The sequence below is a fragment of the Trabulsiella odontotermitis genome, from assembly GCF_030053895.1.
Lineage (GTDB): Bacteria > Pseudomonadota > Gammaproteobacteria > Enterobacterales > Enterobacteriaceae > Trabulsiella > Trabulsiella odontotermitis_C.
In genome coordinates, this window is sequence record NZ_CP125781.1 from 1,980,116 (window position 1) to 2,006,302 (window position 26,187).

Annotated in this window: 30 protein-coding genes; 14 read left to right on the plus strand and 16 right to left on the minus strand. The window is 54.2% G+C overall.

Annotated features, from left to right (window positions below; genetic code table 11):
- Positions 1-6: 6 nt before the first annotated feature.
- From csgF to csgD, 3 genes are read right to left on the minus strand one after another with little or no spacing between them, the layout of a single operon-like run.
- Entirely contained in the window at positions 7-420 is a 414-nt protein-coding gene (gene csgF / locus QMG90_RS09440; protein WP_283283566.1) for a curli production assembly/transport protein CsgF, read from the minus strand.
- 27 nt (positions 421-447) lie between these two features.
- Positions 448-837: a curli production assembly/transport protein CsgE gene (gene csgE, locus QMG90_RS09445; protein ID WP_283283567.1), complete on the minus strand. Its 390-nt coding sequence runs from the start codon at positions 835-837 to the stop codon at positions 448-450.
- 4 nt (positions 838-841) lie between these two features.
- Positions 842-1,492: a biofilm master transcriptional regulator CsgD gene (gene csgD, locus QMG90_RS09450; protein ID WP_283283568.1), complete on the minus strand. Its 651-nt coding sequence runs from the start codon at positions 1,490-1,492 to the stop codon at positions 842-844.
- A 759-nt stretch (positions 1,493-2,251) separates the two neighbouring features.
- On the opposite strand from csgD, the gene csgB reads away from it, so the two are divergent.
- The 4 genes from csgB to QMG90_RS09470 all read left to right on the plus strand — a co-directional run bounded on the left by csgB (position 2,252) and on the right by QMG90_RS09470 (position 4,066).
- Entirely contained in the window at positions 2,252-2,707 is a 456-nt protein-coding gene (csgB, locus tag QMG90_RS09455; RefSeq protein WP_283283569.1) for a curli minor subunit CsgB, read from the plus strand.
- A 40-nt stretch (positions 2,708-2,747) separates the two neighbouring features.
- The gene (gene csgA, locus QMG90_RS09460; RefSeq protein ID WP_283283570.1) at positions 2,748-3,200 is read left to right on the plus strand and encodes a curli major subunit CsgA; all 453 of its coding nucleotides are present in this window, start codon (positions 2,748-2,750) and stop codon (positions 3,198-3,200) included.
- 59 nt (positions 3,201-3,259) lie between these two features.
- The gene (csgC, locus tag QMG90_RS09465) at positions 3,260-3,589 is read left to right on the plus strand and encodes a curli assembly chaperone CsgC (protein WP_283283571.1); all 330 of its coding nucleotides are present in this window, start codon (positions 3,260-3,262) and stop codon (positions 3,587-3,589) included.
- A 165-nt stretch (positions 3,590-3,754) separates the two neighbouring features.
- Complete coding sequence (locus QMG90_RS09470) at positions 3,755-4,066, plus strand: type 1 fimbrial protein (RefSeq protein WP_283283572.1); 312 nt, start codon at positions 3,755-3,757, stop codon at positions 4,064-4,066.
- A gap of 32 nt (positions 4,067-4,098) precedes the next feature.
- On the opposite strand, the gene mdoC is transcribed toward QMG90_RS09470, so the two are convergent.
- Entirely contained in the window at positions 4,099-5,259 is a 1,161-nt protein-coding gene (mdoC, locus tag QMG90_RS09475; protein ID WP_283283573.1) for a glucans biosynthesis protein MdoC, read from the minus strand.
- Positions 5,260-5,513: 254 nt separating this feature from the next.
- Here mdoC and mdoG point away from each other — a divergent pair, with 254 nt between their 5' ends.
- Together mdoG and mdoH are read left to right on the plus strand one after the other, a co-directional pair.
- Positions 5,514-7,067 carry a glucans biosynthesis protein MdoG gene (gene mdoG, locus QMG90_RS09480; RefSeq protein ID WP_283283574.1) on the plus strand — a complete coding sequence of 518 codons (1,554 nt, stop codon included), beginning with the start codon at positions 5,514-5,516 and terminating at the stop codon, positions 7,065-7,067.
- The gene (gene mdoH / locus QMG90_RS09485) at positions 7,060-9,588 is read left to right on the plus strand and encodes a glucans biosynthesis glucosyltransferase MdoH (protein WP_283283575.1); all 2,529 of its coding nucleotides are present in this window, start codon (positions 7,060-7,062) and stop codon (positions 9,586-9,588) included. Before mdoG ends, mdoH begins: the two co-directional genes overlap by 8 nt.
- 78 nt (positions 9,589-9,666) lie before the next feature.
- Here mdoH and QMG90_RS09490 read toward each other — a convergent pair whose 3' ends face one another.
- The 3 genes from QMG90_RS09490 to QMG90_RS09500 form a co-directional block, all read right to left on the minus strand.
- Positions 9,667-10,041, minus strand: a complete 375-nt coding sequence (locus tag QMG90_RS09490) for a MysB family protein (protein ID WP_283283576.1) — start codon at positions 10,039-10,041, stop codon at positions 9,667-9,669.
- 102 nt (positions 10,042-10,143) lie between these two features.
- Positions 10,144-11,370 carry a multidrug efflux MFS transporter MdtG gene (gene mdtG / locus QMG90_RS09495; RefSeq protein WP_283283577.1) on the minus strand — a complete coding sequence of 409 codons (1,227 nt, stop codon included), beginning with the start codon at positions 11,368-11,370 and terminating at the stop codon, positions 10,144-10,146.
- A 143-nt stretch (positions 11,371-11,513) separates the two neighbouring features.
- Positions 11,514-12,434, minus strand: a complete 921-nt coding sequence (locus tag QMG90_RS09500; RefSeq protein ID WP_283283578.1) for a Kdo(2)-lipid IV(A) acyltransferase — start codon at positions 12,432-12,434, stop codon at positions 11,514-11,516.
- Positions 12,435-12,656: 222 nt separating this feature from the next.
- On the opposite strand from QMG90_RS09500, the gene trhO reads away from it, so the two are divergent.
- Positions 12,657-13,706, plus strand: a complete 1,050-nt coding sequence (gene trhO / locus QMG90_RS09505; RefSeq protein WP_283283579.1) for an oxygen-dependent tRNA uridine(34) hydroxylase TrhO — start codon at positions 12,657-12,659, stop codon at positions 13,704-13,706.
- Positions 13,707-13,713: 7 nt separating this feature from the next.
- Here the strand turns inward: trhO and solA are convergent, their stop codons facing one another.
- From solA to mdtH, 6 genes are all read right to left on the minus strand, one after another.
- Positions 13,714-14,832, minus strand: a complete 1,119-nt coding sequence (solA, locus tag QMG90_RS09510) for an N-methyl-L-tryptophan oxidase (protein WP_283283580.1) — start codon at positions 14,830-14,832, stop codon at positions 13,714-13,716.
- 107 nt (positions 14,833-14,939) lie between these two features.
- Complete coding sequence (gene bssS, locus QMG90_RS09515; RefSeq protein ID WP_283283925.1) at positions 14,940-15,194, minus strand: biofilm formation regulator BssS; 255 nt, start codon at positions 15,192-15,194, stop codon at positions 14,940-14,942.
- 290 nt (positions 15,195-15,484) lie between these two features.
- A complete protein-coding gene (gene dinI / locus QMG90_RS09520; protein WP_283283926.1) occupies positions 15,485-15,730 on the minus strand; it encodes a DNA damage-inducible protein I in 246 nt (81 codons plus the stop codon).
- A gap of 115 nt (positions 15,731-15,845) precedes the next feature.
- On the minus strand, positions 15,846-16,892 hold the full coding sequence (gene pyrC, locus QMG90_RS09525) for a dihydroorotase (RefSeq protein WP_283283581.1): 1,047 nt from the start codon (positions 16,890-16,892) through the stop codon (positions 15,846-15,848).
- A 122-nt stretch (positions 16,893-17,014) separates the two neighbouring features.
- Entirely contained in the window at positions 17,015-17,575 is a 561-nt protein-coding gene (locus QMG90_RS09530; protein WP_283283582.1) for a lipoprotein, read from the minus strand.
- Between the two features lie 102 nt (positions 17,576-17,677).
- Positions 17,678-18,886, minus strand: a complete 1,209-nt coding sequence (mdtH, locus tag QMG90_RS09535) for a multidrug efflux MFS transporter MdtH (RefSeq protein WP_283283583.1) — start codon at positions 18,884-18,886, stop codon at positions 17,678-17,680.
- A 245-nt stretch (positions 18,887-19,131) separates the two neighbouring features.
- Here mdtH and rimJ point away from each other — a divergent pair, with 245 nt between their 5' ends.
- From rimJ to murJ, 4 genes are all read left to right on the plus strand, one after another.
- A complete protein-coding gene (rimJ, locus tag QMG90_RS09540; protein WP_283283584.1) occupies positions 19,132-19,716 on the plus strand; it encodes a ribosomal protein S5-alanine N-acetyltransferase in 585 nt (194 codons plus the stop codon).
- Between the two features lie 25 nt (positions 19,717-19,741).
- A complete protein-coding gene (locus tag QMG90_RS09545; protein ID WP_283283585.1) occupies positions 19,742-20,389 on the plus strand; it encodes a YceH family protein in 648 nt (215 codons plus the stop codon).
- A 2-nt stretch (positions 20,390-20,391) separates the two neighbouring features.
- Positions 20,392-21,315, plus strand: coding sequence for a Gfo/Idh/MocA family protein (locus tag QMG90_RS09550; protein ID WP_283283586.1), 924 nt, complete (start codon positions 20,392-20,394; stop codon positions 21,313-21,315).
- A 110-nt stretch (positions 21,316-21,425) separates the two neighbouring features.
- Positions 21,426-22,961 carry a murein biosynthesis integral membrane protein MurJ gene (gene murJ / locus QMG90_RS09555; protein ID WP_283283587.1) on the plus strand — a complete coding sequence of 512 codons (1,536 nt, stop codon included), beginning with the start codon at positions 21,426-21,428 and terminating at the stop codon, positions 22,959-22,961.
- 63 nt (positions 22,962-23,024) lie between these two features.
- On the opposite strand, the gene flgN is transcribed toward murJ, so the two are convergent.
- The 3 genes from flgN to flgA all read right to left on the minus strand — a co-directional run bounded on the left by flgN (position 23,025) and on the right by flgA (position 24,495).
- A complete protein-coding gene (gene flgN / locus QMG90_RS09560; protein WP_283283588.1) occupies positions 23,025-23,447 on the minus strand; it encodes a flagella biosynthesis chaperone FlgN in 423 nt (140 codons plus the stop codon).
- A 4-nt stretch (positions 23,448-23,451) separates the two neighbouring features.
- Entirely contained in the window at positions 23,452-23,742 is a 291-nt protein-coding gene (gene flgM / locus QMG90_RS09565) for a flagellar biosynthesis anti-sigma factor FlgM (RefSeq protein ID WP_283283589.1), read from the minus strand.
- 93 nt (positions 23,743-23,835) lie between these two features.
- On the minus strand, positions 23,836-24,495 hold the full coding sequence (gene flgA, locus QMG90_RS09570; RefSeq protein ID WP_283283590.1) for a flagellar basal body P-ring formation chaperone FlgA: 660 nt from the start codon (positions 24,493-24,495) through the stop codon (positions 23,836-23,838).
- 158 nt (positions 24,496-24,653) lie between these two features.
- Between flgA and flgB the strand changes: the two genes are divergently transcribed.
- Genes flgB through flgD form a run of 3 tightly spaced genes read left to right on the plus strand, consistent with a single transcriptional unit; the run spans position 24,654 to position 26,181 of the window.
- Positions 24,654-25,070, plus strand: a complete 417-nt coding sequence (gene flgB, locus QMG90_RS09575; RefSeq protein WP_038154505.1) for a flagellar basal body rod protein FlgB — start codon at positions 24,654-24,656, stop codon at positions 25,068-25,070.
- 3 nt (positions 25,071-25,073) lie between these two features.
- Positions 25,074-25,478 carry a flagellar basal body rod protein FlgC gene (gene flgC, locus QMG90_RS09580; protein WP_283283591.1) on the plus strand — a complete coding sequence of 135 codons (405 nt, stop codon included), beginning with the start codon at positions 25,074-25,076 and terminating at the stop codon, positions 25,476-25,478.
- 10 nt (positions 25,479-25,488) lie between these two features.
- Complete coding sequence (flgD, locus tag QMG90_RS09585; RefSeq protein WP_283283592.1) at positions 25,489-26,181, plus strand: flagellar hook assembly protein FlgD; 693 nt, start codon at positions 25,489-25,491, stop codon at positions 26,179-26,181.
- Positions 26,182-26,187: the final 6 nt, after the last annotated feature.

Genomic DNA, 26,187 nt, shown 5'->3' on the forward strand with positions numbered 1-26,187 from the left:
TGAGCGTTAGAAATCAGTGGAATTGGTTTGTAAACCCGAAACCTCAATGGTCGAGGTTTTTCCGGTTTTACGGTCGGTGACGTTTAATTGCAGCTGGCCGTCACGGTTGGTGATATCGATGATGAAATCATTAGTCACCATTCTTCCTGGTTTGCCGGTGTTAATATTGGTGAGTAGCCCGCCTAATATCTGCGACTGGATTGCCTGAGTGAAATTATCCAGCGCCGAAGGTGTTTCCACGCCGTAGTCTTCATAGCTCGGATCTTTATACGAGTTTTGCGCCTGAGCGCTGTTGAGCAGGAAAGCGCCGTTATTCGGGTTCCCACCAAAATTGGGGTTTCGGAACTGGAATACCATATTCCCGCCCCAGCTGACGGTGGGGATCAGGATGAGTGAAATCACTGCATATGCAATACGCATGACAGCCTCCGCGTTATATTCAGTTTTTTAAAATTCGTCCTGAGCTAAATCTTTGGTGCTCAGCAACGTCTGATCGATCTGCCGGCGTTTTATCGCCTCGTCAGTCGCTGCCAGCGCCTGACCCACCGTATTTTCAAAATCGCGTCTGGTAGGAAAGAGAAACGTCTGGAAAATCACATCCTGATTAATGGCGATGGTTATCCAGCTCCCCCAGCGGGCGCTGGGTCGCTCATTAATCGTCAGATTTCCCTTGTATTCACTTTCCCACTTGTCGCTGAAGGAACGATAAAAATCATGCCCCACAGACGAGACCGTGTGATCGGTGATTAAACCGGGGATTTCCACTTCAACGGCGTGCAGATCTCCGGTGGCGAGCAGGAGCTCTGCCGCCACAAACCAGGCAAAATAGCGTTTCATGGCGTCACCGTCTGAGGTTATCGTTGGCCCATGAGACTGCCTGCGTGCGGTTTTTAACGGATATCTTTTTGAAAAGGTTATAAAGATGTGTTTTGACCGTGTTCTCGCTGATAAACAGCGAGCGGGCGATCTCGTTGTTGGAAGCGCCAATCCGTAGCTTGTTGAGGATCTCTTTCTCGCGATGGGTGAGCAGAGTGGTGTCTGTCCCGTTATACCGGTAGTTGCCGGAATGGGTGATGAGATAACTCGCTAACTTTTGTGAGAAATAACATTCGCCGCGCAGAACACCCTGCAATCCCTCAAGCAGACGCGATTCATCTTCAGAGACATAGAATACCCCGTTGATATGCGGCCAGTTTTCAATATCCCGGAAAGGATATTCATCAGGCGTATTTAACAGCAGCATCCTGATATTATTGTTTTTTCTGCTTAAATTTTCTTGCCAGTAATGAATGAGCTTTTTATCGGCTTCCATCATATCAAATAATATAATGCTATTAGCCGAAATATCATCCAGAGATCGCTGAATATTATGCAGTTTTGTCGTTAATACCAGCGAATGCTTTAAATGCTGGAGCAGGGCAGTGGCCTGCAAAGAAGGTTTAGTGATCAACAATAATGTATGACCATGAATACTATGGACTTCATTAAACATGATGAAACCCCACTTTTTTGAGCGCACCTGACAGCTGCCCACGGGGTGACCGTGAGTACCAGAAGTACTGAAAGATGCGGAACTGCTGTGTGTAGAAAGTGCCATAAACCCCGCTATGGGGGCTAAAAGTAAAACTAATTGAGTACGACTATTTTCAATCTAGTCATTACTAACCTTAAAGCAAGTGTTAATCCTGTAACAGAATGTAAAAATAAATATTAAAATGTGAATATTTGGATTTTAAACTGTTTAGATTTAATAGAAAAGTTGTACATTCCGATAATTGTGCACAAATTTAACAAACCTGCTTCGCTGCTTTTATTTATTGATTTATAGAGTATTTATTCTTTCAGAAATGCCAGGTTGCGGGTGCATTATTACAAAATTCTGACAGTACGATCTGTACAAGCTCACATCTTAAGAAAAGTCGAGTCTGGTCACGTGCAAAACGTGAATAATCACTTTGCGCAATATGAATAGCGTCAACTTCTCTTGACGGCAGCCCTGTCTGGCGATGTGTCTTTATCTTCAGGATGTCAGCAAATAAGCAGAAATAAAACCAGCCTGCCGCTTCGATTGCGTGTTCCGGTTCATACTTTGGGGTGAATATAAGCAACAAAATACCACTGGCGGGTGAGATATTTAAAATGTTTCTCCAGACATACTCTTCATCGTAACGCCGCGTTAACAAAAAACGCTTGTCGTTTACATATTATCCGTACGTTATTATTACAACAGTACCAGGTCCAGGGCGACAACATGAAAAACAAATTGTTATTTATGGTGTTAATAATACTGGGTTCGCCTGGGTTAGTAATCGCAGCAGGTAATGATCTGGCTAATTCAGAATATAACCTCGCGGTTAATGAGTTAAGTAATCCATCTTACAATCAGGCAGCCATTATTGGTCAGCAGGGTGGTTATAATAATGCCACTATTCGCCAGAGCGGTTCAAAAGTCCTTTCTGTTATTTCACAGGAGGGCTCCGCGAACCGGGCGAGAATTGACCAGTCAGGAACCTATAACCTTGCTTATATTGCGCAGGCGGGCAGCGCCAACGATGCAAATATTCAGCAAGGAGGGTATGGAAATACTGCGGCTATTATCCAGAAGGGATCAGGTAATAAAGCAGATATTACTCAGTATGGTACGCAAAAAACCGCAGTTGTAGTGCAACGACAGTCGCAGATGGCAATACGCGTCATTCAACGCTAGCTATTCACGGCAATTAAAATCAATCCGATGGGGGTTTACCATGAAACTTATCAAAGTCGCAGCATTCGCAGCCATTGTAGTTTCTGGCAGTGCTCTGGCAGGTCTTGTTCCGCAGTACGGTGGTGGTCATGGCGGTGGTGGTGGCAGCACAACAGGCCCTGAGTCAACCATGAGCATTTATCAGTATGGTGGCGGTAACATGGCGACCGCGCTGCAAAGCGATGCGCGCAACTCTGATCTGACTATTAAACAGTATGGCGGCGCCAACGCAGCCGATGTGGGCCAGGGGTCTGACACCAGCTCTATCGACCTGCTGCAGAAAGGCTATGCAAACAATGCCACTATCGATCAGTGGAACAGCAAAAACTCTGAAGTCGAAGTGCGTCAGTTCGGTGCAAGCAACGGTGCTTTGGTTAACCAGTCCGCCTCTGATTCCAGCGTCACTGTCCATCAGGTTGGTTTTGGCAACAACGCAACGGCCAGCCAGTACTAAAACCCGATTTTGTCATCTAAAAAACAGGGCGCTGGCCCTGTTTTTTTCTGGAGGCGACTATGCACAGCTTGTTGCTGCTGGCGGTGCTGAGCAATCAGATTGCGTTTGACGTTGCGCAACAGGGCGATATCACCACAATTATCCCCGTTGTGACCTTAACTCAGTCCTGCGTCTGCCGCGTTCAGGTGCTGACCCTGCGGGAAGGGCAGAGCGGCACCAGCCAGATACAGCAGAGTAAGACCCTTTCTTTGCCCGCTAATCAGGCGATTGATCTCCCGCTGCTTCGTATAAATTTGACCCCTGAAGACACGGTAAAAGTGGTTGTCACTGTCACGGACGGGCAGGCGCTTCATTTGTCGCAGCAGTGGTTGTCATCGAACAAAACGTGACCAAAAAAAATCAGTAAATCAAGTCATTGAATCGACTGGCGGAAACGCAGAAACGTTAATATGCTGTAATAAATGTTAGTGACCGTGTCATCTTTAAACACAGTAGCTATCGTCTGGTGCAACGCTGACCGCACTCAAGGATGAGCCATACTGAAGAGGTTTGACATGAAAACATTTGTGAGCACAACGCTTTCCTTACTTCTCCTCATCTCATCTACGGTAAGTCTCGCGGCTACCACCTCGCCAGGCGGCGTGATTCACTTCCGCGGCGCGATTGTCGAAGACCCCTGCAACATTGCTCGCACCGCTGAAAACGTGGCGTTGAGTTGCTATCGCGATGGCGTAACAAAAACCTCTGTCTATTCTCTCGAACAAGCCGAAAAAGGGGTTAAAGGGAATAGTGCGATCGCGGCGGTAAAAATGGATTACATCAACCCGCAAAAAACCCTGGCGGTGCTGCGGGTCGACTATCAGTAGCCAGAAAAAAGCCCCTCCAGGAGGGGCTTTGATTAACTCGCGCTGGCCTGCGCTTTTTTCGGTGCCTGTAAAGGTTTGCCGGAAAAGAGGAAGCGCAGCAGCGGAATGCGCAAATGGATCTCATATAAAATCAGTGCGCAGCCGATAACAAATACCAGCCCGGCGAGAAAGCCCAGCGTATCAGATGTAATGAAAGGCGTGATCCACGCCCCATAGAAAAGCGTTAAGGGATGATGTACCAGATAGATAAACAGCGAAGCGTTGACGAAGTAGGTGACGCGCGCCGACTGAAAATTCAGCAGCCGATGCCCGAAGGCAAACACTACATTCACCATCCACAACCCCAACACCATCGTAATCACCGATTCCGTTTCGTACATCCATGCATCACCGGAACCGTATTGCTGATTCAGACGATAGGCGATAAAGCCCAGCACCGCACCGACCGCGCACCACGGGGAAGGAGTGGTGAACATCGCTTTCAACCGCGGATTGATAAACGCCTGTGCGCCGATGATAAAGAACGGCACGTAAAATAGCGTCTGCATCACGGCGAAATTGAACAGGCCGTCACTCAGAATCGGCGGATAAACGATGAACAGTGTGCGGCGGATTGCGCCATACAGCACACCGAGCGCCAGAAACAGCAGCGTCAGTTGCCCGAGTGTAACATGTTCGAAAAAGCGTTTGCGGGCGCGGGTCTGGCGACGTCTCAGCCAGCGGAACACCACAATGCTGACGGTCGTCAATACCACCAGCACCAGCAGGAACCACAGGTGCGAAATCAGCTCCCACACCAGCGTATTGTACTTGTCGTACAGCGACAGTTCCTGCCAGCTGTCGGTTTTACCTTTCACATACTGCAGCATAATAAACTGCGGCAGCGTCAGCAGCGGAATGGCGGTCAGCAACGGGATCCCGACGCGCTCCACGCGCACTTTCCACCATTTTTTAAGCGGATAGCGCAAAAACAGCATGTAGGAAAAGTAGCCGGAGATGACGAAAAAGACCTGCATGCGGAACGAATGAATGAAATCATTGAACAGCGTCAGCCACCATGATGGCTCCGCGCTGTTCACGTGCCAGACATGGCTTGAGTAGATCAACGAAATGTGAAAAGGAATCCCTAATAACATCAGCCATGCACGGATAGAATCAAGGAAATATTCACGTTGTGGCGGTACTTTATTCATAGACTTACGTACAATCTCAGACTTTTCGTCTTATCGCGAGTGGCGATAACGTTTAAATTCGGCAGCAACCCTACACGATGTCCGGGAACCTGTCTCCAGGATAAGCACGCAAAGTACAAAAAGGCAGCGGATCAGTCACTAATCCATCGGCCGGCGTGCTGAACCTGACTGGGATTCAGTTGTCGGATTGCTTGAGTTTCCATTAAAATAGATCGGATCGATTTAAGCACACAAAGGGGGAAGTGCTTACTTATATGAAACATAAACCACAGATGATGAAACTGCGCTGGATTGGCGCAGCCGTAATGTTATCCCTGTGTACTTCATCTGCATGGGCATTTAGTATTGATGACGTTGCAAAGCAGGCAAAATCACTCGCTGGCAAAGGCTACGAGGCACCAAAAAGCAACCTGCCCTCCGCATTCCGCGACATGAAATACGCGGACTATCAAAAGATCCAGTTCAACCACGATAAAGCCTACTGGAGCAACATCAAAACCCCGTTCAAATTAGAGTTCTACCATCAGGGGATGTACTTCGACACGCCGGTGACTGTCAACGAAGTGACGGCCACCGCCGTGCGTAAAATTAAATATAGCCCGGATTACTTCAATTTTGGCGATGTCCCGCATGACAAAGACACGGTCAAGGATCTGGGCTTTGCCGGTTTCAAAATCCTCTATCCGATCAACAGCAAAGATAAGAACGATGAGATCGTCAGCATGCTCGGTGCCAGCTATTTCCGGGTGATCGGTCAGGGTCAGGTTTACGGTTTATCTGCTCGTGGGCTGGCGATTGATACCGCGCTGCCGTCCGGCGAAGAGTTCCCGCGTTTTCGCGAGTTCTGGATTGAGCGTCCAAAACCGACCGATAAGCGCCTGACGATTTATGCGCTGCTGGATTCGCCCCGCGCTGCGGGTGCTTACCGTTTTGTAGTGATCCCGGGCCGCGATACCGTGGTCGACGTGCAGTCTAAAATCTATCTGCGCGACAAAGTGGGCAAACTCGGCGTGGCGCCGCTGACCAGTATGTTCCTGTACGGACCAAACCAGCCGTCGCCAACCACCAACTATCGCCCGGAAATGCATGACTCCAACGGTCTTTCTATTCATGCCGGTAATGGCGAATGGATCTGGCGTCCACTTAACAATCCGAAACACCTCGCCGTAAGCAGCTACGAAACCGAAAACCCGCAGGGCTTTGGTCTGCTGCAGCGCGGCCGTCAGTTCTCGCGTTTTGAAGATCTGGATGACCGCTACGACCTGCGCCCGAGCGCGTGGATCACGCCGAAAGGCGACTGGGGCAAAGGCAAAATCGAACTGGTTGAAATCCCGACCAACGATGAAACCAACGACAACGTCGTTGCCTACTGGACGCCTGAGCAACTGCCTGAGGCGGGCAAGGAGATGAACTATAAATACACCATCACCTTCAGCCGCGACGAAGACAAACTGCACGCACCGGATAACGCGTTTGTGATGCAAACCCGTCGTTCAACGGGCGATGTGAAACAGGCGAACCTGATCCGTCAGCCGGACGGCACCATCGCTTTCGTTGTTGACTTCACTGGCGCAGACATGAAAAAACTGCCGCAGGATACCCCGGTAACCGCGCAGACCAGCATTGGCGACAATGGCGAAATCGTTGAAAACAGCGTTCGCTATAACCCGCTCACCAAAGGCTGGCGCTTAATGCTGCGCGTCAAAGTGAAAGATGCCAAGAAAACCACGGACATGCGCGCCGCACTGGTCACTGCCGACCAGCCGCTGAGCGAAACCTGGAGCTATCAGCTGCCTGCCAATGAATAAGACAACGAAGTACATTGACGCTCTGCCGCTTTCAGATGCTGAAAAAGCCGCGTTACCCGGCACGGATCTCCGTGCCGTTCACGAAGCGCTGGATGCCGACCACCGGACTTTTGCGCGTGACGACGATACTCCCTTAGCGTCGGTTAAAGCGCGTCTCGAGCACAGCTGGCCGGACTCATTAGCGAAAGGTCAACTGATCAAAGACGATGAAGGTCGTGATCAACTGCGGGCAATGCCAGAAGCGAAACGTTCCTCCATGTTCCCCGACCCGTGGCGCACCAACCCGATTGGCCGTTTCTGGGACCGGCTGCGTGGGCGCGACGTTACCCCCCGTTATCTGGCGCGTCTGACAAAAGAAGAACAGGAGCGTGAGCAGAAGTGGCGTATGGTCGGCTCAATTCGCCGTTATATTCTGCTGCTGTTAACCCTGGCGCAGACCGTCGTCGCCACCTGGTATATGAAAACCATTCTGCCCTATCAGGGCTGGGCGCTGATCAACCCGGCGGATATGGTCGGTCAGGATCTGTGGGTCTCCTTTATGCAGCTTCTGCCATATGTGCTGCAAACCGGGATCCTCATCCTCTTCGCCGTACTGTTTTGCTGGGTGTCGGCGGGCTTCTGGACCGCGCTGATGGGTTTTTTGCAACTGCTCATCGGCAAAGACAAATACAGTATTTCCGCCTCCACGACCGGCAATGAGCCGATCAACCCGGAACATCGCACCGCGCTTATCATGCCTATCTGTAACGAGGACGTGAATCGCGTCTTCGCCGGGCTGCGCGCGACCTGGGAATCAGTCAAAGCGACGGGCCAGGCACAGCATTTTGACGTCTACATCCTGAGCGACAGCTACAACCCCGATATCTGCGTGGCTGAGCAAAAAGCGTGGATGGAGTTGATTGCCGAAGTGCAGGGCGAAGGGCAGATCTTCTACCGTCGCCGTCGTCGTCGCGTGAAGCGCAAAAGCGGCAACATCGATGATTTTTGCCGTCGCTGGGGCAGCCAGTACAGCTACATGGTGGTGCTGGATGCCGACTCCGTGATGAGCGGCGAGTGCCTGACCGGGCTGGTACGTCTGATGGAAGCGAACCCGAATGCCGGGATCATCCAGTCGTCGCCGAAAGCCTCCGGGATGGACACGCTGTATGCGCGTTGTCAGCAGTTTGCTACTCGTGTTTATGGCCCGCTGTTCACTGCCGGTCTGCATTTCTGGCAACTGGGAGAATCCCACTACTGGGGACACAACGCCATCATCCGCGTGAAGCCGTTCATCGAGCACTGCGCGCTGGCGCCGTTGCCGGGTGAGGGTAACTTTGCCGGTTCCATCTTGTCGCATGACTTTGTGGAAGCCGCGCTGATGCGTCGTGCTGGCTGGGGCGTGTGGATTGCTTACGATCTTCCGGGCTCGTATGAAGAGCTGCCGCCGAACCTGCTGGATGAACTCAAGCGTGACCGCCGCTGGTGCCAGGGTAACCTGATGAACTTCCGCCTGTTCCTGGTGAAAGGGATGCACCCGGTGCACCGCGCGGTGTTCCTGACCGGCGTTATGTCTTATCTCTCCGCGCCGTTGTGGTTTATGTTCCTCGCGTTGTCGACCGCGCTGCAGGTGGTGCATGCGCTGACCGAACCGCAATACTTCCTGCAGCCGCGGCAGCTGTTCCCGGTCTGGCCGCAATGGCGACCAGAGCTGGCGATTGCGCTGTTTGCGTCCACCATGGTGCTGCTGTTCCTGCCGAAGCTACTCAGTATCATTCTGGTGTGGTGCAAAGGGTCGAAAGAGTATGGCGGCTTCTTCCGCGTGACGATTTCTCTGCTGCTGGAAGTGCTGTTCTCGGTACTGCTGGCGCCGGTGCGTATGCTGTTCCACACGGTGTTTGTGGTCAGCGCGTTTCTCGGCTGGGAAGTGGTCTGGAATTCGCCGCAGCGTGATGATGACTCCACACCGTGGGGCGAAGCCTTCATGCGCCATGGCTCGCAACTGGTGCTCGGTCTGGTGTGGGCCGTAGGGATGGCGTGGCTTGATCTGCGCTTCCTGTTCTGGCTGGCGCCAATCGTTTTCTCGTTGATCCTGTCGCCGTTTGTCTCCGTGATCTCCAGCCGCGCCACGGTCGGTCTGCGCAGCAAACGCTGGAAGCTGTTCCTGATCCCGGAAGAGTATTCACCGCCGCAGGTGCTGGAAGATACCGACAAATATCTGGCGCTCAACCGCGGGCGTGAACTGGAGCATGGCTTTATGCATGCGGTGTTCAACCCGTCGTTCAACGCGCTGGCGACCGCGATGGCGACCGCCCGTCACCGTGAAAGCCATGTGCTGGAAATTGCCCGTGACCGCCACGTTGAGCAGGCGCTGAACGAAACGCCGGATAAGCTCAATCGCGATCGCCGTCTGGTGCTGTTGAGCGACCCGGTGACGCTGTCGCGTCTGCACTACCGCGTATGGGCTTCGCCGGAAAGATATTCATCCTGGGTAAGCTATTACCAACAGCTGGCGCTGGATCCGCTGACGCTGAAAGCGAAGTAAGCCTCAGGTTAAGAAAAATACCGGCCACTGTGCCGGTATTTTTTTCTGCTGGATGCGCATCACTATCCGTGTGACTACTCAGCGTTCGTCCCATTCATCGGCCGCTGTCTGACCTTCCTCGGTATCGAGCGGCGGCTCGAGCTGGAATTCCCCCTCATCCCACTCATGCAGGGTGTTCTCTTCCATCCACTCCTGACGAAGTTCGATTTCGTCGTAATCACCGTTAAATACGCTCTGCGCAGCCTCACCGAACAGCACCGGCAAACACTCGCCGTCATCACTTTCTTCAGCTAAAAACTCCGCCTGCCACATGATGTCGCCGTCTTCTAACACGTATTTTTGAATATTCAGTTGCTCTATATCAGCATCCTCTTCGTCGAGTTGCGGATTGTCGGCGAGGAACTCTTCGCGAGCCGCATCAATAGCTTCTTCGAGCGTGGCATATAGAGTCATCTCTTTTCTCCCTGCAGGTTGATGTGGTATTCAGGGAAAGAATAGCTGAAGTTTGTGTTATGCAAGGCGAACAGACGAAAAAACGTTCTGATAAGGGTAAGGTTAGCGTTCAACTGCCGCTTTTTGCGCCCGTGGACGGCGCAGGGTGAGCGTTGAGTAGATAACGTTAAACAGCACCACGCCAGCCGTAACGCAGAAGACCGCGCGGAAGCCATAACTGGCGGAGACTGCCGCGCCGATGAGCGGCCCGGTAACGTTGCCGATGTCGCGGAACGACTGGTTGTAGCTGAACACGCGTCCGGCAATCTGGTTGGTGGCGTTATAGACCAGCAACGTCTGTACCGCCGGGAGCAGCGCGCCATCGGCGGCGCCGAGCAGGAAGCGCAAAACGCCAAGCTGCCAGGGTGTTTGCACCAGCGCCATCGGAATTAACAGCAGCACGGAAATCACCAGCGCGGCAATCAAAATTTTCTCCGGGCCGATGCGGTCGCCGAGCTTGCCGAGCCGGGGGGCGCTGAGCAGCGCTGCGACACCTGGCACTGACGCGATCATCCCGCTGATAAATGCGATATTGCTGACGTTGCCTGCCAGATCACGGACGTACAGCGTCAGGATCGGGGCGATAGAGCCGGTCGCCACCTGAATGATCATGGTAGTGATAAACAGGCTCAGCACCAGCCGCGGGCTCTTCAGCGAGCCAATCACCTCGCGAAAATGGAGCATCTCTTTTTTCGACACCGGGGTAAATTGCTCGCGGATCAGCAGCAGGGTAATCACAAAGCAGACGAACAGCACACTGGCGGTCATATAGAAGACCGGACGCAATCCCCACATATCCGCCAGCAACCCGCCTACCAGCGGCCCCAGCAGCGCGCCGCTGACGGCGCCAGTCGACAACGTTCCCAGCGCCCAACCGCTTTTGTTGCGCGGCACCTGAGTGGCAATCAGGGCGTTGGCGTTCGGCACAAAACCGCCCAGCAGCCCGAGCAGCGCGCGAAGGATCAGCAACTGCCAGACGTTCTGCGCCAGCCCCATCAGCACCATCACAATCGCCATCCCCAGCGCCGAGCGCAGGAGCATGATTTTTCGACCACGACGATCCGCAAGACCGCCCCAGAAAGGCGAGGCGATGGCGGAGAAAAGAAAGGTGATGCTAAAGACCAGACCGGACCACATATTCAGCTCGCGCAGGCCTGTCACGCCCAGTTCTTCGACATAGAGCGGCAGAAATGGCATGACCAGGCTAAAAGCGGCGCCGGTAAGAAAACAACCGAGCCAGGCGACAGCGAGATTGCGTTTCCAGTTTATGGGTGTCTCGGAAGATGGCATAAAAATCCACAGAAGCGCGCAGAGCGGCTGTAATCAGCTGAAAAAAAGTCTATAGCAGGCTAATTATGCGCCTGCGGAAAGGGTTCTGCAAATCAGAGACGTCGGAAAGAGAAGAGGCGGCAGCCGGGCAGGCTGCCTGCGGATCAGTAACGCGAAGGAACGCCTTCAGGGCGCGTCTTGAAGCGACGATGGAGCCACATATACTGCTCTGGCGCCATCAGTATGCACTGCTCAACCACGCGGTTCATCCACGCGGCGGTAGTTTCGGCGTCATCCAGTGGCGGTGAGCATTCCGGCGGTAGCATGATCAGCTCATAACCTTTACCGTCTGCCCGGCGGCGCGGCACAAACGGCACCACGCAGGCTTTCGACATCTTCGCCAGCATCCAGGTGCCGGTGGTGGTCGCAGCCTGCTCAACGGCAAAGAACGGTACAAACACGCTGCTGCGCGGACCGTAGTCATGATCCGGCGCATACCACACCACATCACCGTTTTTCAGCGCCCTGACCATGCCTTTGAGATCTTTGCGGTCCAGCATATCTTTGTTGGAGCGCAGACGCCCCCAGGTTTGCAGCAGATCCAGCACCGGGTTGTCATTCGGACGATACACGCCGATACCAGGCCAGTTGAGGCCAAACATTCGCGCGCCCATTTCAAGAGTGAGAAAGTGGACGCCGATCAGCAGAATGCCTTTCTTTTGCGCTTCCAGTTCGCGTAACGGTTCAAAACCGGTCACTGTTGTCCAGCGTGCGATCCGGCTATCTGACCAGAACCATGCCATGCCGGTTTCCATCAACCCCATTCCCACAGACTCAAAATTCTTGACCACCCGCCGGTGGCGCTCCGCTTCGCTCATGTCAGGAAAACAGAGTTCCAGATTACGGTAAGCGATACGAGCGCGGCGCTTCATCAGACGCATTGAAAACCGGCCCATTGAGGTACCGACACGATAGATAACCGGATAGGGAAGCTGCACCATCAGCCACAGGGCGCCGATACCGAGCCAGGTTAACCAATAACGAGGGTGCAGAAGCGCTGCAGAAAATTTGGGTAAGTGGGTCATGTCATTCCTGTCATTACAAACAACTCCCTCTATTGTCGCATTTTTTTTCCGCCAGCCAAAATCCGTGCCAACGGAGTGGGGAGATAACAGACAAAGGGTGAGAGTACATATAATAAGGTGAGAGAAATGTAGCGCAAATTGTGGGGATGTAAATTGTGATTCTTTGCTATATCATGCCGCCCGACTCATTTTTCCCTTATCCGATTGCAGGAAACGAACACCATGCCAGTGTTACACAACCGCATTTCGAATGAGGCGTTGAAGGCAAAAATGCTGGCGGAAACTGAACCGCGCACAACGATCTCGTTCTATAAATATTTCACCATCACTGATCCTAAAGCGACCCGTGACGCGCTGTACGTCGCTTTCAACGCCCTTGGGGTGTTTGGTCGTGTCTATCTCGCAAAAGAAGGGATTAACGCTCAAATCAGCGTCCCGGAAAGCCGCGTGGAGGCGTTTCGTGAAGTGCTGTACGGTTTTGACCCGGCACTGAATGGTCTGCGTCTGAATATCGCCCTTGATGATGACGGTAAATCATTCTGGGTATTGCGCATGAAAGTGCGCAACCGCATTGTGGCAGACGGCATTGATGACCCAGGGTTTAACGCTGGTGACGTCGGTGAATATCTGAAAGCCGCAGAAGTGAATGCGATGCTGGACGATCCGAACGCCATTTTCATCGATATGCGTAACCACTATGAATACGAAGTCGGTCATTTCGAAAATGCGCTGGAGATCCCCGCTGATACATTCCGCGAGCAATTGCCGAAAGCGGTGGAGATGATGCAGGAGCATAAAGACAAAAAGATTGTCATGTACTGCACTGGCGGTATTCGTTGCGAAAAGGCCAGCGCCTGGATGAAGCATAACGGCTTTAACAAGGTCTGGCACATTGAAGGCGGGATCATTGAATACGCCCGTCGTGCGCGTGAGCAGGGGTTACCGGTGCGTTTTATCGGTAAAAACTTTGTCTTTGACGAGCGCATGGGTGAACGCATTAGCGAGGAGGTGATCGCCCATTGTCACCAGTGCGGTGCGCCGTGCGACACCCACACCAACTGCCTGAATGACGGTTGCCACCTGCTGTTTATTCAGTGCCCGGCGTGTGCGGAAAAATACGAAGGTTGTTGCAGCGAAGCCTGCCAGCAGGAGCATAAGCTGCCGGAAGAGGAACAGCGCCGTCGTCGCGCCGGGCGCGAAAACGGCAACAAAATCTTCAACAAGTCTCGCGGACGACTGAATACCAAACTCGGTATTCCTGATCCGGAGTAAGCGCCTGTCAGCGGTTAAAGCGCGCCAGCGAAAATGGCGTCAGATCGAATGCTGGCGTCGTGTCCTGGGCAAACTGGGCGGCGATTTCGCCGAGCACGGAGGCAAACTTGAAGCCGTGCCCGCTGAGGCCGGTAATCAGCAGTGTTTCCGGATGGCCGGGCAGGGTGTCGATGATGAAATCCTCGTCCGGCGAGTTGTCGTAGGTGCAGGACGCGCCATGCAGACAACCGCCGATCCCCGGCAGCACCTGGCGCAGGAAACTGAACGCTTCTGAGCCATCAGTGGCGACCGCGCCAAACGGTTTCCGCTCCTCTTCGCAGGAGATGGGTTGCCCACCGTTGTGTTTGCCAATCTTCAGTTCGTTATCTTCCGCCGGGAAGCCGTAATACTGATCGCCGTTCGGCAGTTCGCCGGTAAACGCCGGGAACTGGTTTTTACTGCTGTAGCGGCCATCGGCCTGGAACCACGCGAACACCTTACGCACCGGCTGCACGGGCAGCGCCGGCAGCAGTTTCGTCACCCAGGTACCGGCGCTGATGAGCAGCTTTTTACCGTGAAAATTCTCTTCGGCGGTCTCGACCATCACGCCTTCGGTCTGATGATGAATGGCGGTGACCGGCACGTTAAACTGTTGCGCCGCACCGGCTTCCCGCGCCAGGCGGATCCACGCTTTCACGGCCAGTTCGCTTTTCAGCACCCCGGAAGCAGATTCAAAAATTCCGGTGTAATCATCCGGAACCCGGATTTCCGGCCAGCGGGACATGATCGCCTGCGCATCCAGCGTTTCAATCGCCAGACCAAACTGCGTTGCACTGTGCGCGACATTGGCCAGAAACGGTGAATGAGACGGGCCGAGATTAATCACCCCGGTTTTTTCGAAAATGGCCTCACCGCTGAGAGTGGCGAGCTCATCCCACAGCGCCTGTGCCCGCAGCACCAGCGGAACATATTTTTCACCTTCGCCGTAAGCATGGCGGATCAACCGGGTGTCGCCATGATGACTACCCTGATCATGCGGCGGAAGATGGGCATCCAGCATCAGGACATTAAGACCCGCACGACGCGCGTAATAACCAGCGGCAGCACCGACGGAGCCGCTGCCAAGAACAATTAAATCGTATTGCATAGTCTCTTCCAGCAATCTTTCTTAGCAGAGTAATTAATTATCAGTTGCGATACAACACTATAAATAATAAAGGCACCCGAAGGTGCCTGTGAAGTTAAGCATTACGTTTAATGCCTGCGATACTCATCTTTCTGATAATCACCAGCTTCTATTTTGGCGATACCCGCTTCCAGAATCGAAATAAACTGGCGGGCGACATCTGTTGTCAGCCACAATGTCTGGCCGATTTCCGCGTCGTTACTGCTCGTTTGAGTGGGGTTTTGGTAGTGTAAGCGCAACATCAGCGCATCGTAGCTGTCTACGGTGCTGATGTCCCATCCGACGAGGGGATGGGTCTGAATGACTTCATTATTTTTTTCCATCATAACCCCTTATCTACGTGTTAAATGATAACGACTCTCGAGGTTCTGCGTGATTTATCTTTATCTGAAGCAAAGTAAGTATATCAATAAATAATCGATTACTCGAGAAATTAAATAATCTGCAACACAAATTACTTAATGCTGTGCATTTTTGAATGACAAACGGTCAGATTGTTCATTATTTTTTAAGCGATTAGCGAATATATCGGAAAGAGATTAAAAATTAAGCAAGGCGGGAAAACAAAAAAGCCGGGGCGACCCGGCAAGACAACACAATGACAGAGTAATATTTAATCAGTGATGAACCAGTCGTCAGCGCTTTCCCACGTTTCCTGCAGGATCTCGCTGATGCGATCTTTATCTTCTTTGATGCCGCCGATGACGGAAAGATTATTGTTAGCCGCGTACCGTACGGTGACGTTGCCATCGGCGTCAGGGTATTGGCTGTTGATGCGGCGGGAGAGTTCTCCGGCCAGCGCGTCTAATGCTCCGGCAGGTAACGGCGTTGTTTTGGCAATCGTCACTTCAATTCGCATAGTCACGTCATCCTTCAGGCTGTTTCCAGACTGGCGGCTTTCGCGCGCCCCTGTATTTATACTGTATATGTATACAGGTAAATAAAATAACTTACAACAGGGGGTTGCGATTTTTTTATGCCTTTACCGTCCAGCGCACGGTTTCACCGGCGAGGAAGGGGATGAGCGTGTCGTCCGGCAGGGCGATGCTGTCCACGACGGTACTCTCTTCGCGGACCAGCTCAATGACGCTGTTGTTAACCGGTAGGTTGTAGAAGCGCGGGCCGTTTAGCGAGCAGAAGGCTTCAAAATGCGCAAGCGCGTTCATCTCTTCAAACACGGTGGCATAGCTGCCAAGCGCGCTCGGGGCGTTGAAGCAGCCCGCGCAGCCACAACTGGCTTCTTTACGGTGACGAGCGTGCGGGGCGGAATCCGTGCCGAGGAACGCGCGGCTGAACCCACTGGCGACCAGTTCACGCAACGCCTGCTGGTGAATATTGCGTTTGAGGATCGGCAGGCAATACAGATGCGGGCGCACACCGCCGACCAGCATGTGGTTGCGGTTAAACATCAGGTGTTGCGGCGTAATAGTGGCGGCCAGACGATCATTGCCGTCGCGAACATATTCGGCGGCATCTTTAGTGGTGATGTGCTCAAAAACCACTTTCAGCCCCTGAAGGCGCTGGCGCAGCGGCTCCATGACGGTATCGATGAAGCGCGCTTCACGGTCGAAAATGTCGATCTCTGCTTGTGTCACTTCGCCATGCACCAGCAATGGCATACCCAGTTTTTCCATGCGTTCGAGTACTGGCATGATGGCATCAACACGGGTGACGCCGTGGCTGGAGTTGGTGGTGGCATTAGCCGGGTAGAGTTTGGCGGCAGTAAACACGCTTTCCTGAAACCCGCGCTCCAGCTCGTTCGGATCGAGCGTATCGGTCAGATAGCAGGTCATCAGCGGGGTAAAATCATGCCCGGCGGGCACCGCGTCAAGAATACGCTGGCGATAAGCGATGGCGGCCTCCACTGTGGTCACAGGCGGCACCAGGTTCGGCATCACAATCGCACGACCGTAGAGTTCGCTGGTATAAGGCACGACGGTTTTCAACATATCACCATCACGCAGATGAATATGCCAGTCGTCAGGGCGGCGGATTTTTAAAACCTGGGGTTGTGCTGTCATGAGGAGCTCCGGCTGGTTGGTTCAGTCATCAGGCTGCTTTTTGCCGGGCACTAAGGATAAGCGGAAACGTTTTCCTTTGCACTCTTTATCGAAAAAAAACGGGCGCCTCAGCGCCCGTCAGGTTAATCGGTGAAGGGGATGATGATTTCGCCCGGCTTCACTTCAATGCCTTTGGCATATTTCTTCGCCAGCGCTTCGCCCTTGCTGGCATCCTCTCGCAGGATGTACGCCGGTTGCTGGTTAAAGTAGTTCCGCAGCGACTGGTTCAGATAGGGCATCAGCGTCTGAACGACTGACTGCATTTTCTCCGGCGCGACTTTCGCATCCACGACTTCCATCTCCTGCAGGAAAATGGCGCCTTTTTCTTTATTGAAAACCGGCTGTGCTTTGAGTTTCAGATCGATGGTCGCTTTCTGGTTTCCGAACAGGGAAGTCATATCCAGCTTCGCGATACCGCTCAGCGTGACCTTGTTGGGATCTTCGCGCCCGATGGCGCTGGAAAGATTAGTCAGTTGTATGTGGGCATCCGCCACGCCTGGCAAACCAATGTCCTTCGAGAAGTTATTGTGCTTTTGCAGTGCCTGATTAATTTCCTGTTCACTGACGGAATACTGTGTGAGCTGGTTACAACCCGCCAGCACGCCGCCAACGAGCAGTGCGGCAATAACGAAAATCTTCTTCATGGGGTTCCTCTACATGATGCCAGCGTTCATCCTGACACAAAGCAGCATGATCTGTCAGCATTCAACTGACCAGCGGAATAAGCTGAATTTGACCGATGATGATCAGATGCGCGGCTCCAGCATCCCGGATGCGGCAGGTTTCTGGCCGAATTGCCACCACAATGCAATAAAGGTGATGAGGCCGATAATCGCCAGCATAACCCACGGCAGTTCGGGCTGGTTGAAGGCTTTGCCGGTATCAAACAACCAGCCGCCGCCGGCATAACCAAAAGCGCCGCCGAACGCCAGCCCCAGACGGCTGAACCCCATATAGCTGCCACGGGCGCGGGGATCAGCAAGCTCAGCACTGAGCGTTTCACGCGCTGGTTCGGCGATAATCGAACCAATGTAAAACGTGCAAATCAGCGTGAACAATTGCGAAAGCGAGCTGGTCAGTCCGATGGGCAGCATCGAAAGCGACATCACCACCAGCCCGGCCATCAGCCGCTGTTCGAGGCGGAAACGTTTTTCGCTCCAGCGGGCGATGGGGTACAGCAGCGACAACGACAGCGCCGCTTCGATGGCATACATCCATTTCACCGCCGAAGGCGACCCGGCAATATCGTTCACCATGATCGGCAGCATCAGCATCACCTGTACGGCGAGCATGTAGTAGCCGGTGAGGGTCAGTACGTAGGTAACAAAACGTTTGTCATGCAGCACGCGCGCCAGCCCTTCGCGCACCGGGATTTTCACGGTGGAGAGTTTCCAGGCGGGGAGATACCAGGCGTTAAACCCGGCACAGAGAATAAACAGCAATGCGCCCGCGCTGCACACCAGACGGAAATCGTATTGCAACAGCCAGCTACCGAGCAGGGCGCCGATCACCGCACCCGCGCTGTCCTGCATCATCAGGATGGAGAAAAACCGCCCGCGCTGATGCGGACGCACCAGTTTGACCACCAGCGCTGTACGTGGCGGGTCAAAGAGCGTGCCGCCAAGCCCGGAAAGAATACAGGAGAGCCAGAGCATCCATGGTTCCTGCGCCACCGCCATGGCGGCGAAACCGCCTGCACGCATTAACATCCCGGTGACGATCATCGGCTTCGCGCCGAAACGGTCGGCAATGGCGCCGCCAAACATCCCAAGCCCCTGCTGAACAAGCTGACGCAATCCGAGCGCGATGCCCACCATCAATGCCGCCCAACCTAATTGATCAACAAAACGGATTGAAATCAGAGGAAACACGACGAAAAAGCCGAGAACCACCAGCATATTGTCGATCAACAGGAAATATTTACCCAGGCTCCTTGCCTGCGATACGCGGGACATTTCCCCCCCTGGGAAATAAAAAGAAGAGTGCCGTTCTATTCTGCGTGGTTAAGGCTTGTTTTCCCATATTGCCTGCGACAATATTTTTTTATCAAAAGACAACTTCGATAGAGGCTTTTAATCGAAAAGCCGATGTCGCGCAGAAAATGGTATGTTGCTGTTTTCACAGAGTGCCTGTGGGCAGGTATTATAAGTTAAGGAAGGGTGAAACCTGCGGTCATTGCTTGCGTGAAGGAGTGGGGAGAATGTTTGGCTATCGCAGTAACGTGCCGAAAGTACGCTTAACAACAGACCGACTGGTGGTGCGTCTGGTTCATGAACGTGACGCCTGGCGTCTCGCCGATTATTACGCCGAGAATCGCCAGTTTTTGAAACCCTGGGAGCCGGTTCGCGACGACAGCCACTGTTATCCTTCTGGCTGGCAGGCGCGTCTTGGCATGATTAATGAATTTCATAAGCAGGGCTCGGCATTTTATTTTGCCCTGCTCGATCCGGATGAGAAAGAAGTCATTGGCGTCGCTAATTTTTCAAACGTGGTGCGCGGCTCCTTTCATGCCTGTTATCTCGGCTATTCCATCGGGCAAAAATGGCAGGGACAGGGGCTGATGTTTGAAGCGCTGAGCGCCGCGATCCGCTATATGCAACGATCGCAACATATTCATCGTATCATGGCGAACTATATGCCGCATAATCAGCGCAGTGGTGACCTGCTCGCCCGGCTGGGCTTTGAAAAAGAAGGCTATGCCAAAGATTACCTGTTGATTGACGGGCAGTGGCGCGACCATGTGCTGACGGCGCTGACCACAAAGGAATGGACGGCTGGCCGCTAAGCGCCAGCGTCTCTGAGGAGAAAGCATGAAGTATCAACTCACCGCTTATGAAGCGCGCGTCATTGGCTGTCTGCTGGAAAAACAGGTCACGACGCCGGAGCAGTATCCGCTGTCGGTTAACGGCGTGGTGACCGCCTGCAATCAGAAAACCAACCGTGAACCGGTAATGAATCTTAGTGAGTCTGAGGTACAGGATCTGCTCGATGCGCTGGTAAAGCGCCACTATCTGCGCACCGTTAGCGGTTTCGGTAACCGGGTGACGAAATATGAGCAGCGTTTTTGTAACTCCGAATTTGGCGATCTGAAACTGACCGCCGCGGAGGTGGCTATTGTCACCACGCTGCTGCTGCGTGGCGCGCAGACGCCGGGCGAACTGCGCGGTCGTGCGCAACGCATGTATGAATTCAGCGACATGGCGGAAGTCGAGGCAACGCTGGAAGGTCTGGCGTCGCGTGATGATGGTCCGTTTGTCGCCCGTCTGCCGCGGGAACCTGGCAAACGCGAAAGCCGCTATATGCATTTGTTCAGCGGCGATATCGAAACGCTGGCGACCGTGGTGGAAGCGGTTGCGCCAGTGGGAGACGATCTGCTGGCCCGCGTTGATGCGCTGGAAGGGGAAGTGGCCGAACTGAAGCAGCGTCTGGAATCTCTGCTCGCGCATCTGGGAGAATAACCGTGACAGCAAAACTTCGTGTCGGCGTCGTTGGGTTAGGCGGTATTGCGCAAAAAGCGTGGCTACCGGTGCTCAGCGCCGCAACGAACTGGACCCTGCAGGCGGCCTGGTCCCCCAATAAAGAAAAAGCGCAGCGCATCTGTGACACTTACCGCATGCCGTATGCAGATTCGCTGACCGCGCTGGCGGCACAGTGTGATGCGGTGTTTGTTCATACTTCCACCGCGACCCACGCGGCGGTCGTCAGTGAACTGCTCAACGCCGGTGTGCATGTCTGCGTGGATAAACCGCTGGCGGAGAAACTCACCGACGCAGAGCGGCTGGTGGATCTGGCGGCAAAGAAAAAACTCACCTTAATGGTGGGCTTCAACCGCCGCTTTGCGCCGCTGTACCGTGAACTGAAAAGCAACTTGTCTTCAGCAGCGTCGTTGCGAATGGACAAACACCGCACCGACAGCGTCGGGCCGCAGGACTGCCATTTCACGTTGCTCGATGATTACCTGCACGTAGTGGATACCGCGCTGTGGCTGGCGGACGGCGCCACCCTGAGCAGCGGCAGTCTGCAAACCACCGATCAGGGCGAGATGCTCTACGCCGAACACCATTTCAGCCATCCGCAGTTGCAGGTCACCACCAGCATGCATCGCCGCGCCGGCAGTCAGCGCGAGTGGGTGCAGGCGGTGACCGACGGCGGGCTGTTCAGCGTGACGGATATGCGTGAATGGCGGGAAGAGCGGGGCGCTGGCGTGGTTGAGCGCCCGGTGCCTGGCTGGCAGAGCACACTCGAACAGCGCGGGTTCGCCGGTTGCGCGCACCATTTTATTGAATGCGTGCAAAATCAGACGGTTCCGCAAACCGCAGGCGAGCAGGCCGTGCTGGCGCAGCGTATCGTCGAAAAGATCTGGCAGGACGCCATCAGCGAATAAGACGCTGTAACAACTGGCAGTAGTAATTCACGACGATCCCGGTAGACTATCGCCACTTTCCACGCCTGCACTGCAGGCGTTTTGCTCCAGGGTTGTGGAATATCACTTCAATGAATCTATTAAAATCGCTGGCCGCCGTCAGCTCGATGACCATGTTTTCTCGCGTGCTGGGATTCGCGCGCGATGCCATTGTGGCGAGGGTCTTTGGCGCGGGAATGGCGACAGACGCCTTTTTCGTCGCCTTTAAGCTGCCGAACCTGCTGCGCCGCATTTTTGCCGAAGGCGCGTTTTCGCAGGCCTTTGTGCCGATCCTCGCGGAATACAAAAGCAAGCAGGGCGATGATGCCACCAGAGTCTTTATCTCTTACGTCTCCGGGCTGTTAACGCTGGCACTGGCGGTAGTAACTGTTCTCGGGATGTTGGCCGCGCCGTGGGTTATCACCATCACCGCGCCAGGCTTTGCCGATACCGCGGATAAATTCGCCCTAACCACACAACTGTTGCGCATCACCTTTCCCTATATTCTGCTGATCTCGCTGGCTTCGCTGGCGGGGGCGATTTTGAATACCTGGAACCGTTTCTCGGTACCCGCATTTGCGCCGACTTTCCTCAACATCAGCATGATTGGTTTTGCGTTGTTTGCCGCACCGTATTTCAATCCGCCGGTACTGGCGCTGGCGTGGGCAGTGACGGCGGGCGGCATTCTGCAACTGGTCTATCAACTGCCACACCTGAAGAAAATCGGCATGCTGGTGTTGCCGCGCATCAATTTAAAAGATGCGGGGGCGATGCGGGTGGTGAAGCAAATGGGGCCGGCGATCCTCGGCGTGTCGGTCAGTCAGATCTCCCTCATCATTAACACCATTTTTGCGTCGTTCCTGGTGTCGGGTTCGGTGTCGTGGATGTACTACGCCGACCGCCTGATGGAGTTTCCGTCTGGCGTGTTGGGTGTAGCGCTGGGGACGATTTTGCTGCCGTCGCTGTCGAAAAGTTTTGCCAGCGGCAACCATGACGAATACTGCCGCCTGATGGACTGGGGGCTGCGCCTCTGTTTCCTGCTTGCGCTGCCAAGCGCTGTGGCGCTGGGGATCCTGGCGAAACCGCTGACAGTGTCGCTGTTCCAGTACGGCAAATTTACCGCCTTTGATGCAGCGATGACCCAGCGGGCGCTGGTGGCGTATTCTGTCGGGCTGATGGGGCTTATCGTGGTGAAAGTGCTGGCACCGGGGTTCTATTCCCGGCAGAACATCAAAACGCCGGTGAAAATTGCCATTATCACGCTCATCATGACGCAACTGATGAACCTCGCGTTTATCGGTCCGCTGAAACACGCCGGGCTGTCGCTTTCCATCGGTCTGGCGGCCTGTCTGAACGCCAGTTTGCTGTACTGGCAGTTGCGTAAACAAAACATCTTTACCCCGATGCCGGGCTGGGGCGCTTTTTTGTTACGGCTGGTGGTCGCGGTGCTGGTGATGTCCGCCGCGCTGCTGGGCATGATGTATGTGATGCCGGAATGGTCGCAGGGCACCATGCCGTTTCGCTTATTGCGCCTGATGGCGGTGGTGGTAGTGGGGATTGTCGCCTATTTTGCGACACTGGCCTTGCTGGGCTTTAAAGTGAAAGAGTTCACCCACCGGACGGTATAAACGAGCGTCACGACGCCGGTTAGCGCAATGCTAACCGGCTGGCAAAGGTCATCTGTGGGGAAATCAGACGGAGAATTTTTTCCCGCCGCGAGAGGCGTTGAAGGTTTGCCCGTCACGGCCGTACAGCCCCGGCTCCTGATGCGGTTTCAGGACTTCCAGCGCCTGCTGATTGCGGGCAATCTGCCCCTCCAGCAACCAGCCGTTATGCTTGTTCAGATCGCGCAAATGCTGCGTTTTTTTGGTAATAAGCTGCCAGCGGTCAGTAATATCATCATTGGCGCAGCGCTGGGCTTCTTGCTCCACGCGACGCTGCTGTTCCAGATAATCGAGTGCCGCCAGCAGAGAACTTTTCTCTTCGGTGATACGTTGCAGCGCGCTACTGTTCACGCTGCCAAAAGAGAGCTGCTGTTGCTCCGCATCCATCACCTCTTTCAGTGAATTCAGGATGGTGGTCATTTGGTCCAAAATATCTGACAACCGACTCATACGCTTATTGACTCAGTGAATTCTGGGCTTCCTGGATCAGCGCGTCAGCGATTTTACCTGTATCCATTTTCAGGTCGCCGTTACGAATCGCCGTCTTCAGTGTCTCAACGCGTTCCAGATTAATATCGCTGGCGCCAGCCTGGGTCAGACGGGTTTGCGCATCGCTCAGCGTCACGCTGGTGCTGTTGCTCGCCGCGGATTTTTCAGTACGTGATTTCGGCGTGCCGACGTCATTCGGTTCGCGAGGTTGTACTGCGTTCACTGGCTTCAGGGGCGATGTACGATCAATACTCATTATGCTGTCCTCATCGAGGGTTCGTGGCACTACAGCCTGCCATCATCATTTGTTGATATTTTATCGGCAGGGGCCGCAGATTCTTTATAAACATTATAAATTAATCAGAATATTCCCATCAGCACTGACTTTCCCGCTGACTACCTGGCCCGACGGCATGCGGACACGCGCATTTTGTGCGACCGCCGCGTTGTTTAACGCCTGGCCTTCGCCGTTGACATAAAAGCCGTCGCCACTGGCGATCACCTGCACGCGCTGACCGGCTTTCACGCGCCACGACTGACGTAACATCGACAACTGAATGGGCTGCCCTGGCGCGACATCCCGCAGGCTGACTGCATCCTGGGCCTGGCTGATATCCAGCATCGCGCGCGGCGGGAGCTGATCCAGTCTGCCGCGCTTAAGTTCAACGCTGCCGGGCTGCAACTTGCTACCGCGGGAAATTGCCTGCGCCGCTACCACGTAATTTCCCACCGCCTGGACATTCACCTGAAGGTAGCGTTTCTCGCTGCCGCACTGCGCCAGCACATTCAGATTCCCCCACAGACGGGCGCTTGCCGGAACACTCAGCGTCGGTTGCTCGCACTGGGGCAACTGGTTTTGCGGCGTGCGAATTTCCACTGTCACGTCGTCGCTAAAGCCGGTCAGCCGCTGGGTAAAAAAGGCCTGCAGTTGCGCGCTCAGATCCTGCGCCAGCGCCAGCGGGCTAAGCAGCAATAACATCGCTGCCAGAGTGCTTTTCAGGTTTCGCATCGCCAACTCCAGTCTGTTCAGGGATTGGCAGGATTTTACCCGCAAGGGGATTTCTTCAACGCAATAAATAGCGACGCATTTTGCGTTTATTCCGGCGATAGGGAGACAGGCCTGAGAATTAAAGTGTTAGCTGAAATTTTGTCATTTGCGGAGGAGCCATGCTCGATAAACTCGACGCCGCGCTACGTTTCCAGCAGGAAGCGCTGAACTTGCGCGCCGCGCGTCAGGAGATTCTGGCTGCCAATATTGCCAACGCCGATACCCCGGGGTATCAGGCGCGCGATATCGATTTTGCCAGTGAACTGAAAAAGGTCATGGAGCGTGGAAGAGCGGAGACCAGCAACGTTGCGCTCTCGCTCACTTCTGCCCGTCATATACCTGCCGAAACGATTTCGTCGCCTGCGGTTGATCTGATGTACCGCGTTCCCGACCAGCCGTCGATGGATGGTAACACCGTCGATATGGATCGCGAACGGACGCAGTTTGCCGACAACAGCCTGCAGTATCAGACAGGACTGACGGTTCTTGGTGGTCAAATCAAGAGCATGATGAGTGTCCTGCAACAGGGGAATTAATAGATGGCATTGCTGAATATTTTTGATGTCGCCGGTTCCGCGCTGACCGCGCAGTCCAAACGCCTGAACGTGGCCGCCAGTAACCTGGCGAACGCCGACAGCGTCACCGGGCCGGACGGACAGCCTTACCGCGCCAAACAGGTGGTGTTTCAGGTGGATGCGCCCGTCGGTGCGGCGACCGGCGGCGTAAAAGTCGCCGACGTCATTGAAAGCCAGGCGCCGGACAAGCTGGTCTACCAGCCGGGCAACCCGCTGGCAGACGCCAAAGGTTACGTGAAGATGCCGAACGTCGACGTCGTCGGCGAGATGGTGAACACCATGTCCGCGTCACGCAGCTATCAGGCCAACGTGGAAGTGCTCAACACCGTGAAGGGCATGATGCTGAAAACACTGACGCTGGGACAATAAGGAGAGAACCATGTCAATTGCCGTCAATGTCAACGATCCAAGCAATACCGGTAACAACGTCCAGACCGGGAGCAATTCGCTCACCGGCAACAACGCGGCGGATCTGCAAAGCAGCTTCCTGACGCTGCTGGTGGCGCAGTTAAAAAACCAGGATCCGACCAACCCGATGCAGAACAACGAGCTGACCTCTCAGCTCGCGCAGATCAGCACGGTGAGCGGTATCGAAAAACTGAATACCACGCTGGGCTCTATTTCCGGCCAGATCGACAGCAACCAGTCTATGCAGGCGGCGACGCTGATTGGTCATGGCGTGATGATCCCGGGCAACGTGGTGCTGACCGGCAAAGATGATGACGGTACCGTCAGCACCACGCCGTTTGGTCTGGAGCTTGAACAGGCGGCGGACAAAGTGACCGTCACCATCAGCGACAAGACCGGCAAAGTGGTGCGTACGCTTGAGCTGGGCGAACAGTCCGCCGGCGTTCATACCTACACCTGGGACGGCAAGATGGAAGATGGCTCGTACGCAACCGACAGCGCCTACAGCATTTCCGTCAACGCCACCAGCGGCGGTACGCAGCTGACCAGTCAGCCGCTGCAGTATGCGCTGGTGCAGGGTGTTATCCGTGGCGCGAATGGCAACACCCTGGATCTCGGGATCCACGGTACGACCACGCTCGACGACGTTCGCCAGATTATTTAAGCCTTT